This window comes from Vibrio sp. FF266 (assembly GCF_041439695.1).
GTDB classification, from domain to species: domain Bacteria; phylum Pseudomonadota; class Gammaproteobacteria; order Enterobacterales; family Vibrionaceae; genus Vibrio; species Vibrio tasmaniensis_A.
Genome location: NZ_JBGOOO010000010.1, coordinates 69220 through 82241, shown reverse-complemented (window position 1 = coordinate 82241; position 13022 = coordinate 69220). Strand labels below are relative to the sequence as shown.

General features: G+C 45.4%; 14 protein-coding genes. 11 read left to right on the top strand and 3 right to left on the bottom strand.

All coding sequences use genetic code 11. The annotated features are described in order from the left end of the window. The first annotated feature begins 93 nt into the window (after positions 1-93). From priA to rraA, 7 genes are all read left to right on the top strand, one after another. Positions 94-2295: a primosomal protein N' gene (gene priA / locus ACED59_RS10330; protein ID WP_371704919.1), complete on the top strand. Its 2202-nt coding sequence runs from the start codon at positions 94-96 to the stop codon at positions 2293-2295. Positions 2296-2534: 239 nt separating this feature from the next. Then, positions 2535-3539, top strand: a complete 1005-nt coding sequence (gene cytR / locus ACED59_RS10325) for a DNA-binding transcriptional regulator CytR (protein WP_009848882.1) — start codon at positions 2535-2537, stop codon at positions 3537-3539. Between the two features lie 122 nt (positions 3540-3661). Continuing rightward, on the top strand, positions 3662-4201 hold the full coding sequence (locus tag ACED59_RS10320; protein WP_009848881.1) for an SPOR domain-containing protein: 540 nt from the start codon (positions 3662-3664) through the stop codon (positions 4199-4201). A gap of 225 nt (positions 4202-4426) precedes the next feature. After that, positions 4427-4975, top strand: a complete 549-nt coding sequence (hslV, locus tag ACED59_RS10315; protein ID WP_004729692.1) for an ATP-dependent protease subunit HslV — start codon at positions 4427-4429, stop codon at positions 4973-4975. A gap of 58 nt (positions 4976-5033) precedes the next feature. Continuing rightward, a complete protein-coding gene (gene hslU, locus ACED59_RS10310) occupies positions 5034-6374 on the top strand; it encodes an HslU--HslV peptidase ATPase subunit (protein ID WP_009848880.1) in 1341 nt (446 codons plus the stop codon). A gap of 155 nt (positions 6375-6529) precedes the next feature. Further along, positions 6530-7447 carry a 1,4-dihydroxy-2-naphthoate polyprenyltransferase gene (locus ACED59_RS10305; RefSeq protein WP_009848879.1) on the top strand — a complete coding sequence of 306 codons (918 nt, stop codon included), beginning with the start codon at positions 6530-6532 and terminating at the stop codon, positions 7445-7447. Positions 7448-7520: 73 nt separating this feature from the next. Next, the gene (rraA, locus tag ACED59_RS10300) at positions 7521-8039 is read left to right on the top strand and encodes a ribonuclease E activity regulator RraA (protein ID WP_009848878.1); all 519 of its coding nucleotides are present in this window, start codon (positions 7521-7523) and stop codon (positions 8037-8039) included. Between the two features lie 109 nt (positions 8040-8148). On the opposite strand, the gene zapB is transcribed toward rraA, so the two are convergent. Next, positions 8149-8391, bottom strand: coding sequence for a cell division protein ZapB (gene zapB / locus ACED59_RS10295; protein WP_009848877.1), 243 nt, complete (start codon positions 8389-8391; stop codon positions 8149-8151). A gap of 324 nt (positions 8392-8715) precedes the next feature. Between zapB and glpX the strand changes: the two genes are divergently transcribed. The 3 genes from glpX (at position 8716) to ACED59_RS10280 (ending at position 11034) form a co-directional block, all read left to right on the top strand. Further along, on the top strand, positions 8716-9723 hold the full coding sequence (gene glpX / locus ACED59_RS10290; protein ID WP_009848876.1) for a class II fructose-bisphosphatase: 1008 nt from the start codon (positions 8716-8718) through the stop codon (positions 9721-9723). A gap of 200 nt (positions 9724-9923) precedes the next feature. Next, positions 9924-10550 carry a metalloregulator ArsR/SmtB family transcription factor gene (locus ACED59_RS10285; protein WP_009848875.1) on the top strand — a complete coding sequence of 209 codons (627 nt, stop codon included), beginning with the start codon at positions 9924-9926 and terminating at the stop codon, positions 10548-10550. Positions 10551-10686: 136 nt separating this feature from the next. Then, the gene (locus ACED59_RS10280; protein ID WP_009848874.1) at positions 10687-11034 is read left to right on the top strand and encodes a DUF3135 domain-containing protein; all 348 of its coding nucleotides are present in this window, start codon (positions 10687-10689) and stop codon (positions 11032-11034) included. A gap of 69 nt (positions 11035-11103) precedes the next feature. Here the strand turns inward: ACED59_RS10280 and ACED59_RS10275 are convergent, their stop codons facing one another. Together ACED59_RS10275 and ACED59_RS10270 are read right to left on the bottom strand one after the other, a co-directional pair. Further along, positions 11104-11526 carry a DUF805 domain-containing protein gene (locus tag ACED59_RS10275; RefSeq protein WP_009848873.1) on the bottom strand — a complete coding sequence of 141 codons (423 nt, stop codon included), beginning with the start codon at positions 11524-11526 and terminating at the stop codon, positions 11104-11106. 86 nt (positions 11527-11612) lie between these two features. Continuing rightward, entirely contained in the window at positions 11613-11960 is a 348-nt protein-coding gene (locus tag ACED59_RS10270; RefSeq protein ID WP_004729703.1) for a 5-carboxymethyl-2-hydroxymuconate Delta-isomerase, read from the bottom strand. A gap of 249 nt (positions 11961-12209) precedes the next feature. On the opposite strand from ACED59_RS10270, the gene tpiA reads away from it, so the two are divergent. Further along, complete coding sequence (tpiA, locus tag ACED59_RS10265; RefSeq protein WP_012604968.1) at positions 12210-12980, top strand: triose-phosphate isomerase; 771 nt, start codon at positions 12210-12212, stop codon at positions 12978-12980. The last annotated feature ends 42 nt before the right edge of the window (positions 12981-13022 follow it).

The window sequence follows — 13022 nt, the reverse complement described above, 5'->3', positions numbered from 1 at the left end:
AAGTAAGCTCTGTCATCTAAACTGCTCCTCGAATTTAACGCCCTTATCCATTAGACTGTTCGCTCTCGTCAACTCAGATAAAGCCGTCCCTTTATGCGTCCAATGATTGCCCGTGTGGCACTGCCTGTTCCACTCGACAAGCAGTTCGATTACAAGATTCCTAGCCACCTATTTCCGATTATTGGCGGTCGAGTCTCTGTGCCTTTTGGACGACAAACCTTAACAGGCATTGTTACGGCTCTGGTTAACGAATCTGAATTCGAGTTAGACAAACTCAAGCCCATTAAAGCCTTACTAGACAACCAACCCGTTTGGCCGGAATCGGTCTACTCACTCTTGGTATGGTGCAGCCAGTTCTATCAGTATCCACTAGGTGAAACCTTGGCCAACGCACTACCAAGCGCCTTACGAAAGGGCAAAGCGGCCGATTTCGCGACGCTTGTTGAATGGCAACTGACCCCGTCAGGTAGAGATCAACTGATGCAGGGCTTTGGCCGTGCCGTCAAACAAGCCAAAGTAATGCACATGCTTGAGCACGGCCCAGTTCCCCATCAAGAATTCATTGATGAAGAAGTGGGCAGCGCGGTACTTAAGACGTTGGAAGAGAAAGGCTGGATTGAATCGGTAGAGAAAAAGCCAAAATGTCAGCCGTGGCCGGTTGATCTTGAAAACGACCAAGACAAACCTAAGCTCAATGAAGAACAGGCTATAGCAATAGCGACAGTAAATAGTCAAACCGACTTTGGTTGCTTCTTGCTAGAGGGTGTAACTGGCTCAGGTAAGACCGAAGTCTACCTGAATATGATCAAGCCGATTCTCGACCAAGGTAAACAAGCGTTAGTGTTAGTGCCCGAGATCGGTCTAACCCCTCAAACGATTAACCGCTTTAAGCGACGCTTTAATGTTCCAGTTGAGGTTATCCATTCTGGTTTAAACGATTCTGAGCGACTGAATGCTTGGTTATCGGCGCGTGATAAAATAGCGGGCATTGTGATCGGTACTCGTTCAGCTCTGTTCACACCGTTCGCGGATCTGGGCATTATCATTGTCGATGAAGAGCACGACGCCTCTTATAAGCAGCAAGATAGCCTGCGCTACCACGCTCGTGATGTTGCCATCATGCGTGCCCATAAAGCGCAGATTCCGGTTGTGTTAGGCTCGGCGACTCCGGCCTTTGAAACGCTGCACAACGCTCAGATCGGTAAATACAGTTACCTCACCCTGACCTCTCGTGCAGGTGTCGCGCTGCCGACCACCAATAAAGTGTTGGACGTTAAGGGTGAATATCTAGAAAGTGGCTTGTCTGCGTCGTTGATTGCTGAAATGCAAAGACACCTCAAAGCAGGCAACCAAGTGATGTTGTTCCTCAATCGTCGTGGGTTTTCTCCCGCATTAATGTGTCACGATTGTGGTTGGACAGCGGAATGTAAGCGTTGTGATGCCTACTACACCTATCATCAATACAGCAATGAGATGCGCTGCCACCACTGTGGCTCGCAGCAGCATATCGTGCATCATTGCCAAGGTTGTGGTTCAGCAAACTTAGTGACAGTAGGTGTTGGTACCGAACAGTTAGAGGCTCAACTGGGTCAACTATTCCCTGAATACAAAACAATTCGTATTGACCGAGACAGCACTCGCCGCAAAGGCAGTTTAGAAAGCGCGTTAGAATCGATTCGTAAAGGTGAATACCAAATTCTGATTGGTACACAGATGCTTGCTAAAGGGCATCACTTCCCGGATGTGACACTTGTGGCATTGCTGGACGTTGATGCCTCTTTATATAGCAGTGACTTCCGCGCCTCTGAGCGATTGGCTCAATTGTTTACTCAAGTCGCCGGTCGAGCAGGACGAGCCAGTAAGCCGGGGGAAGTTATCTTACAAACTCACCATCCAGAACACGGCTTATTACAGGCATTACTGCACAAAAACTACAACCACTTTGCTCAGACTGCATTAGCAGAGCGTAAACAAGCGATGTTGCCGCCTTATACCTTCATGACTCTGTTTAGAGCGGAAGCCAATGACACTCGCTTAGTGGAAGAATTTTTGCGTCAAGTGCGCCACACATTGGAATCGCATCCGTTATTTGACCAATATTGTATGGTGCTAGGGCCAACCCCTGCACCACTAGCCAAACGAGCAGGTAAATCTCGCTGGCAGCTTATTTTACAAACACAGACTCGCTCGTTGATGCAAAAGCTATTAATGAGCGCCAAGCCAGTAATAAATATGTTACCCGCTGCGAAAAAAGTCCGTTGGTCACTCGATATTGAGCCGCAAGATCTGAGCTAAACCCACTTGGGTTAAAACTAATGATAAGTTTGTTCACAAATATTTCATATTTCTCGTGAGCAACTTCACACTAGTCATGTGATTTTTGTTAATCTAGCCGTAACTTTACATGGGTGAAACGAATAAAATATTGCAATAAAAAAGTGTTAGCAACACTTTCACAATATCTATTCGATTACATTTATTATTCATGCCTTAGATACTTAGGCAGCAAAGGAATTAAAAAGAGGGTTTAATTTATGGCGACAATGAAGGATGTTGCCCAGCTAGCAGGCGTTTCAACAGCTACGGTATCACGTGCATTGATGAACCCTGAAAAAGTCTCGGTTTCTACTCGTAAGCGAGTTGAGACAGCAGTACTTGAAGCTGGATACTCACCCAATACATTAGCTAGAAACTTACGTCGCAACGAATCAAAAACCATCATCACTATTGTTCCTGATATCTGTGACCCGTATTTCGCAGAGATCATTCGTGGTATCGAAGATGCCGCAGTAGAAAATGACTACCTCGTTTTACTGGGTGATAGCGGCCAACAGAAGAAGCGTGAGTCTTCATTTGTTAACTTAGTATTCACCAAACAAGCTGACGGCATGCTACTACTTGGCACCGACCACCCGTTTGATGTCAGTAAGCCTGAACAAAAAAATTTACCGCCGATGGTGATGGCGTGTGAGTTTGCCCCTGAGCTTGAACTCCCTACCGTACACATCGATAACCTGACCTCAGCATTTGAAGCGGTGAATTACCTAGCTCAGTTAGGCCATAAACGTATTGCTCAAATCTCTGGTCCTATATCGGCAACGCTTTGTAAGTTCCGACAACAAGGCTACCAACAAGCGCTACGTCGTGCAGGAGTATCAATGAATCCTGCCTACAGCACTGTCGGCGACTTTACCTTTGAAGCGGGCGCTCAAGCTGTTCGTCAATTACTCGCTCTTCCTGAACAACCTACAGCGATCTTCTGTCATAACGATGCGATGGCCATCGGCGCGATTCAAGAAGCGAAAAAATTAGGCTTACGCGTTCCTCAAGACCTATCGATTGTCGGCTTTGATGACATCCAATTCGCTCAATACTGCGATCCACCGCTAACCACTATTTCTCAGCCTCGTTATGAGATTGGACGCCAAGCAATGTTGATGATGCTCGACGTACTTAAAGGCAACGATGTGCAAGCGGGGTCGCGTCTGCTTGAAGCCAAATTAGTCGTTCGAGGTAGTACAGCGCCGCCTCGAATCTAATCTGAAGAAATATCCTTATAATTCTGCGGCACATTTTGATGTGCCGCTTCCATTTCTGCACTGTTATCCTCGCTCAATCTGGATTACCATGAGAGCAGAATCAGCAACTATTGAATTGTCTTGTGGCTAATAGAGATTATGTAAAGCGCGGTCGTGGCACAAAAAAACCGACCAAGAAACAAGCCCCTCGCCGTAAACCATGGCGTAGTGGTCTTTTGGCGATCCTCCTTGCCGGTGGTTTTGGTTACGGTCTTTACCTATTGAGTAATGATCCTGAGCCGCCAGCACCGACTCCAGTGGTAACCAAACCAAAGCCTAAGCCGAAACCAGCAAAAGTAATTCCGCCGCCTCCAGAGGAGAAGTGGGATTACGTTGAAACCTTGCCAAGTCGTGAGATTGAAGTAAAAGCCAAAGAGCAACAGATCTCGAAGATCCCTTACATCATGCAATGTGGCGCTTACAAAACCTCAAGCCAAGCTGAAGCACGTAAGTTGGATATTGCTTTCCAAGGTATCTCAAGTTCAATCCGTAAAAAAGATGGAAGTAGCTGGTACCGTGTGGTTCTAGGGCCATATAAATTGAAGCGTGATGCAGAGCGAGATCGCCATAAGCTGCAGCGAGCGAAAATCGAACCTTGTGCTATTTGGAAAGACACCGAGTAGTTATAGATTTAGCCGCAGAAGCAGAAGCAGAAGCAGAAGCAGAAAACCAAACACCGAAAGCCTCCCATTGTGGAGGTTTTCTTTTATCTACACCCTTTAGCCAAATTTCCTTACAACTTCCGCCGATAAGTTGCGCGACATCACTCGACCTTCCTTGAATTATCCGAGCACCATCCTCATATACTTTTTATACCCAAAGATAAGAAATATTAAGAGGCCCTACTCGTGACTACCATTGTATCTGTACGTCGTAATAATAAAGTCGTCATCGCGGGTGATGGACAAGTATCTCTAGGCAATACTGTAATGAAGGGCAATGCCCGTAAAGTACGTCGCCTATACAACAACAAAGTACTGGCTGGTTTTGCTGGCGGTACCGCAGATGCTTTCACGCTATTCGAAAAATTTGAAAGCAAGCTGCAAATGCACCAAGGCCACCTAACCAAAGCTGCCGTTGAGCTGGCGAAGGATTGGCGTAGCGACCGTGCTCTACGTAAATTAGAAGCACTGCTAGCAGTAGCGGATGAAACTGCTTCATTGATCATCACAGGTAACGGTGACGTAGTTCAACCAGAGAACGACCTGATTGCTATCGGTTCCGGCGGTAACTTCGCTCAAGCAGCAGCCACTGCACTATTAGAAAATACAGATTTAGATGCGCGTGAAATCGCAGAAAAGTCGCTGAACATTGCGGGCGATATCTGTGTATTCACCAACCATCACCACACTATTGAAGAACTAGAAAGCACCGTTGAGCTACCAAAACCAGAGTAACGACCGCTTCCATCAATAACGTTGTATTCAACAGTGATTAAAGAATTAAGGAAAAACCATGTCTGAGATGACTCCTCGCGAAATTGTTCACGAACTCAATCGCCACATTATCGGCCAAGACAACGCTAAGCGCTCAGTGGCCATTGCACTGCGTAACCGCTGGCGTCGTATGCAGCTTGAAGAAAGCCTGCGTGTTGAAGTATCACCAAAAAACATCCTGATGATCGGCCCAACCGGTGTCGGTAAAACTGAAATTGCTCGCCGTCTTGCGAAACTAGCAAACGCGCCTTTCATCAAGGTAGAAGCGACTAAGTTCACTGAAGTTGGCTACGTAGGTAAAGAAGTTGAAACCATCATCCGTGACCTAACGGACGTTGCAATCAAGATGACACATCAACAAGCGATGGAAAAAGTACAATACCGCGCTGAAGAACAAGCTGAAGAACGTATTCTTGATGCCCTTCTACCACCAGCGCGTGATGCTTGGGGTCAGAACGAGCAATCAACTGAAGACACCACCTCTTCAAACACTCGCCAGATTTTCCGTAAGAAACTGCGTGAAGGTAAGCTAGACGACAAAGAGATTGAAGTTGATGTAGCGGCGCCACAAATGGGCGTAGAAATCATGTCACCTCCTGGCATGGAAGAGATGACCAACCAGCTGCAAGGCATGTTCCAAAACCTCGCTGGCGATACCAAGAAAAAGCGTAAGATGAAAATCAAAGACGCATTCAAAGCACTGACGGAAGAAGAAGCTGCGAAACTTGTGAACCAAGAAGAGCTAAAAGAGAGCGCAATCTTCAATGCTGAAAACAACGGCATCGTATTCATCGATGAGATCGACAAAATCTGTAAACGTGGCGACAGCTCTGGCCCAGACGTATCTCGTGAAGGTGTTCAGCGCGACCTACTGCCTCTAATCGAAGGCAGCACAGTATCAACGAAGCACGGCATGGTTAAAACTGACCACATCTTGTTTATCACATCAGGTGCATTCCAAGTGGCTAAGCCATCTGACCTGATCCCTGAACTGCAAGGTCGTCTGCCAATCCGCGTCGAACTTGAAGCACTATCAGCACATGATTTCAAACGTATTCTTACTGAGCCAAAGGCATCACTGACAGAGCAGTACATTGCCCTGATGAAAACAGAAGATGTCGGCATTGAGTTCACTGAAGATGGCATCAACCAAATTGCTGATGCAGCATGGCGTGTGAACGAAACCACAGAAAACATCGGTGCGCGTCGTCTGCACACAGTCATGGAACGCCTAATGGATGAGATTTCATTCGACGCAACAGACCGAGCAGGCAGCAAATTGGTGATTGATGAAGCTTATGTAATATCTAAGCTTGGCGAGCTCGTAGAAGACGAAGACCTAAGCCGCTTCATCCTGTAGCACACCAAACTCCAACTTATTGCTCTATCTCAAAGAAATAGCAGCTAATAAGCGAATTCAAGGCCCACTTTCGAGTGGGCTTTTTATTACCTGAAAAATGGGCGTATACTCAAATCACAGTATGATACGAAGACTTACAAAGAATTAGACCTACGATGAAACAATCTCTACTGATTTGGCTTGATGCCGCACGCCCAAAAACTCTGCCTCTCGCACTTGTCTCTATTCTTACAGGAAGTAGTTTAGCGTTCGCTGGTGGTCATTTTTCTTTATCAATCGCACTATTGGCTTTTTTAACCGCCACTCTATTACAGATTCTGTCGAACTTAGCCAATGACTATGGCGACGCGGTAAAAGGCACAGACAACGAAAACCGTCTAGGGCCAACACGTGCAATGCAATCTGGCGCGGTGACCGCGAAAACCATGAAGCAAGCGATCATCCTCAACATCGTATTTACCATGCTCGCTGGGCTGATTCTTATCTTTCATGCCTTAACCTCGATTGAGAGTATCTTATCTTTCATTGCGTTGGGCGTATTAGCCATTGTTGCAGCCATCGCTTACACCGTCGGCAATAAACCTTATGGTTATATTGGCCTTGGTGACTTATCGGTGTTTATCTTCTTCGGTTTGTTAGGCGTTTCAGGGACTTATTTCTTACACACTGGCCATGTTGAACCAAGCCTATTCCTTCCGGCATTGGGCTGCGGCTTGATGGCGGTTGCGGTACTCAATATCAACAACATGCGTGATATTGAAAACGACAGCGAATGTGGCAAACGCACCATGGCTGTTCGCCTAGGGCAGCGCAAAGCCAAACACTATCATTTTGCACTGCTTGGGCTCGCCCTTGCCTCTTTCGCTATCTATCTACTGATTCAAGAAAAACCGGTCTGGATCAGCCTGCCGTTTTTACTGAGCATTATTATTGTTTATAAGCACGGTAAGGCCGTTTGGGAAACCGAAAAGCCAGCACAGATTGCACCAATGATGCCCGTGATAGTGAAATGTTCACTGGTCACTAACCTATTGTTTGCAGGGGTTGTCGTAGCTCAAACTCTATTGAGTTAAATAAGACTAATCATTGCAAAGGGATCAAGCACCGATATACTCAAAGTAAGCTCATTGTTCAAAAGGTATACTAATGGAATACAACACTTCAGCACTGTGCGACATATATTTGGATCAAGTTGATGTCGTGGAGCCAATGTTCAGCAACTTCGGTGGACGTGCATCCTTCGCAGGACAGATCACGACATTAAAGTGTTTTGAAGACAATGCTTTAATTCGCTCCGTATTAGAACAAGATGGTTTGGGGCGTGTGTTGTTAATCGATGGTGGCGGCTCACTGCGTAAAGCGCTGATCGATGCTGAGATTGCCCTACTTGCTGAAGACAATGAGTGGGAAGGTATTGTGGTTTACGGCTGCGTACGCGAAGTCGATGAGTTAGAAGACATGAATCTTGGTATTCAGGCTTTAGCCTCTATTCCTGTGGGTGCAAGCCAAGAAGGTGTCGGCGAATTGGATGTACCTGTGAACTTTGGCAGCGTGACCTTCTTACCGGAAGATTACCTCTATGCAGACAACACTGGCATTATTCTTTCGGCAGAGCCTTTGGATGTAGAACTCGATCTGGATGTTGAAGAAGAAGAGGCCGAGTAACTCACTCAGCTTCAAATAATAAAACAAGCCAAAGAACACAAAGCATAAGAATACAAACGAAAACGCCCGCTACTGAGTAGCGGGCGTTTTTTTAAATCTGAAGAGTCGATTACTCTACGTCATCCATTTTACCAAGAAGGTTACGGATGCGATCTTGCCATGCTGAATGCTCTTCCTGCATTTGCTGAGTTTTTTGCTCTAGCTCGTGACGGCTTGCTTTAAGCTCACCAGCTTCTGTTGCTAGTGCTTGTTTCTCTTCTTTAAGCTCTTCCACTTCCATTTGAAGAAGTGCAATTGTATCTACTGCTGTTTGAATTTTTGCTTCTAGCTGCTCTAGTACTTCAAAAGACATTCTGGCCTACCTTTAAGTTATCCGTTTGATGGTGAAGGTTCACTCCACTTATTTCCCCATTCTACTCAGCAGAGCAAGGATAAACACTCAATATATTCGATATTTTGCGCCATTCGATGAAAAAAACAGCGCTTTTTACCGAATATTGACGTGAGTGATTACCGCCACAAGGGCAAACCGATTATTTTGATGAATAATAACTGTTTTCCACTGCGAATTGATCGAGAGCAATCTCCAAAAAACAAAAAAGCAAACGTTTCCTTTGGGATATGGTAAAATTCGCCGCGAAATTTCTATTCCCCCTTTGATAATTTTGGAGTCCGCATGAAACGCGATTTAGCAATGTCATTCTCTCGTGTCACAGAAGGTGCAGCACTAGCTGGTTACAAGTGGCTTGGTCGTGGCGATAAAAACGCTGCAGATGGCGCTGCTGTAGAAGTAATGCGTAGCCTACTAAACAAAACCGAAATTAGCGGTGAGATTGTTATCGGCGAAGGTGAAATCGATGATGCACCTATGCTATATATCGGTGAAAACGTCGGTGTGGGCGGCGATGCTGTCGATATCGCCGTAGACCCAATTGAAGGGACTCGCATGACAGCTATGGGTCAATCAAATGCATTGGCGGTATTGGCTGCAGGCGAAAAAGGCAGCTTCCTTAAAGCGCCTGACATGTACATGGAAAAATTGGTTGTTGGCCCTGGCGCTAAAGGCGTAATTGACCTAGAGCTGCCACTAACAGAAAACCTAGAAAACATCGCGAAAGCATTAGGTAAAACACTCGATACGCTAGTAGTAACCACACTGGCTAAGCCTCGTCACGATCAAGTCATTGCCGACATGCAAGCCATGGGCGTTCGTGTATTTGCTGTACCAGACGGTGATGTTGCTGCTTCTATCCTAACGTGTATGCCAGACAGCGAAGTAGACGTAATGTACTGCATCGGCGGCGCGCCTGAAGGTGTCGTTTCTGCTGCTGTTATTCGCGCACTCGACGGTGACATGCACGCTCGTCTTCTTCCTCGTCATGAAGTAAAAGGCGATACAGAAGAGAACCGCAAGCACGGTGAGCTTGAACTAGAGCGTTGTGCAGAAATGGGCGTAACGGCAGGCATCGTCTTGAAAATGGAAGACATGGCACGCAGCGATAATGTTGTATTCTCGGCAACAGGTATTACTAAGGGTGATCTTCTAGAGGGCATCACTCGCACAGGCAATATCGCAACCACAGAAACTCTGCTTATCCGTGGTCGCTGTCGTACGATTCGCCGCATCAAATCTATCCACTACCTAGAGCGTAAAGACCCAGAAGTAATCGGTCACATCCTGTAGACCTAAACTAGCTCTAACAGAAACGTTCCAAGGCTGATACCAAGTATCAGCCTTTTGTTTTATTAGTGCACCAGAATCTCACCATTTGCTGTCGCTAGAGTAAAACGCTGTCTATATAGTAAATCCCCATCAATATAGTAAATGGTTTGCTTTATAAACACCTTGCCTCATAATAGTAAGGTTGATGAGGTAGGGATAGTATGAAAACAAGCGACAAAATCTTACAGACCATTAAGCGTCAAGGCGCGGTAACCGCGAAACAACTGTCAGAAGAGTTTGGCATGACGACAATGGGTGCAAGGCAACATCTGCAAAGTCTGGAAGATGACGGTATTCTTGCGTTTCATGATGTGAAAGTAAAAGTGGGTCGCCCGACTCGCCACTGGTCCCTGACTCAACAAGGCCATAGCCAATTTTCAGACCGACACGGTGAACTCACTATTCAAGTAATTGATGCCGTAGAAAATCTATTTGGTCAAGAAGGGTTGGCTAAGGTTGCTGCCGAGCGAGAACAACACACTCTGAAGCAGTATCAATCTGCACTGTCTGGCTGTGATTCGCTCATGAGTAAGCTTGAAAAACTCACACAGCTTCGTGAAGACGAAGGCTACATGGCTGAACTTCAAGAGCATGATGAGCACTACATCTTAATTGAGAACCACTGCCCCATCTGTAAAGCAGCAACTCGCTGCCCTAGCCTATGCCAATCTGAGCTCAATGTTTTCACTGAACTGCTCAAAAATGAGTGTCATGTAAGCCGCACTGAACACATTATTGCCGGCGAGAGACGCTGTACTTATACCTTAACGCCCACGCCTTTATCGTAATACCAAGTGCTAAGGGCTAGTCCCAACCCACCGATTCCGTCTCAATATTGAGAAAATGAGAATAGATTAAAATTTGTACAAATTTATTTCTTAAGCTTAAAGCATATGAAACACGCTTAATGCTAAGGAAGGAATCATGGCACAGCCACAGCCAAATCAAAAACTGCCCCCCTTTGATGAACTGGTCCAACTCGCCAAAAGCGATCCGAAAGCATTCAATCAATTCAAACACGAAATGTGCGAGCAGATGATTTGTTCGGCCTCGGAAACTATGCAAGACAGGCTACGCGCTCAGCAAAGTCACATCGATTTGGTGGTCGGTCGCTGTAAAAATCCACATCATGTTAATGTCGTGCTCATGCAGGAGCTTCGTTGTCAGGTCTGTAAATTCCAAGATTCACTCGAAGGTCGCTGTAGTTTTGAAGAACCTAAAACTGAAAATGTCGTGCCTTTCAGGCCGAATACAGAACCCAAAATGTACTAAAAGTAGAAAAGTATCAAAAAGAAAAAAGGGAGCGCAATGCTCCCTTTTTACTGATGAATCATCCAATCTTTAAACTGGATCTTCACCGTAATCATTACGGCCTTCTGTGCCTTTCAACAAACCACACTCAATCAGAATCCATAAGCCACACACTAACGCTGCAACGGTCGCAACCATATGGATTGGCGATACCGGCTCAGTGGTAGTCGCTGCCATTGGCGAAGCCAAACGACCCAGTACTAGGGGCACATTTAGTAGTAACCAGTAATTCGACTTATTGCGGTCGTGCCAGCGCTTAGCGGTGACCGCAAGATCTGGGATCACTAGCAGCAATAGGAATACTGGCAGTAGGATGTAAGAGTAAGCAGGGAACAACACAGAGATACCAGAAGCAAAACCAGTAATCGCTATGTAGTAGAAAATATTCCAAATCCAGTAAGTCTTACGACCAATTCTCCCTTTGAAAGAGAGCAATAAATCTTTCATCGACATCTTAAAACACTCAAAAATTAATACGCTACCAAAAAGTTAGCAGCAAATAGTTAGTGAATCACTTTTAGTTAGTTGATTATTTTTAGCTAGTTAATCACTTTCTGAAAGCAACTTTTATCCATATCCCGTATGTTGACCGTTAGGCTACGGATATGGCTTGCCTGTTCTTGTAAGGTTTGCATTAACAAACGCGACAATTCTCTTTTCTGTTCTTCAGTACGTCCAGAAAGTAACTCGAAGCTAATATGAACAAAATCTACATTGTCCTCTTCATCACCGACCAACCAGTTATGACAGCGTAGTGAACGAGACTTCACAGAAGGTACATCAAACAAACCACAGTTTAATGTAACTTGATGAAGGTCTTCCAGTAAACCTTGGATATTCACTCGCTCATCCACTGAATTTGAGTACTCTAGAACTAGATTCGGCATTATTACTTCCTATTGTTAACGCAATCGTTTGTCCCTTAATAGCAACTAACGATGAAAAATCCGAGAAGTTAGCTATTATTCTGTCTGCCGGATCACTGATATTTGCTCAAAATCTACTCTGACCATTGAGTAAGATCCAAGAAAGTCATGACCACAGTCATGATCTGTTGATATTATTCTGTTATATTATTTCGTAATAAAGTTTACTTTTTTACATTCGATTTATTTAAATACTTTGGAGATATTCCTATGCGTCATCCTGTAGTTATGGGTAACTGGAAACTAAACGGCAGCAAAGAAATGGTTGTTGATCTACTAAACGGTCTTAACGCTGAACTTGAAGGCGTAACAGGCGTAGACGTAGCAGTTGCTCCACCAGCACTTTTCGTTGATCTTGCTGAGCGTACGCTTACTGAAGCGGGCAGCGCTATCATCCTAGGTGCTCAAAACTCTGACCTAAACAACAGCGGTGCATTCACTGGCGACATGTCTCCAGCAATGCTTAAAGAGTTCGGCGCATCTCACATCATCATCGGTCACTCTGAGCGTCGTGAATACCACGCTGAGTCTGACGAATTCGTTGCTAAGAAATTCGCATTCCTAAAAGAGAACGGCCTAACTCCAGTTCTTTGTATCGGTGAATCTGAAGCACAAAACGAAGCAGGCGAAACTGTTGCTGTATGTGCTCGTCAACTTGACGCTGTTATCAACACTCAAGGTGTTGAAGCTCTTGAAGGCGCTATCATCGCTTACGAACCAATCTGGGCTATCGGTACTGGTAAAGCAGCTACAGCTGAAGATGCACAACGCATCCACGCTCAAATCCGTGCACACATCGCAGAGAAATCTGAAGACGTTGCTAAGAAAGTTGTTATCCAATACGGCGGTTCTGTTAAGCCAGAAAACGCAGCAGCTTACTTCGCACAACCAGACATCGATGGTGCTCTAGTTGGCGGCGCAGCACTTGACGCGAAAAGCTTCGCAGCTATCGCTAAAGCAGCAGCTGAAGCAAAAGCTTAATTTAAACTTCACCGTTTAGATTAGATGAAAGGTCAACTTAGG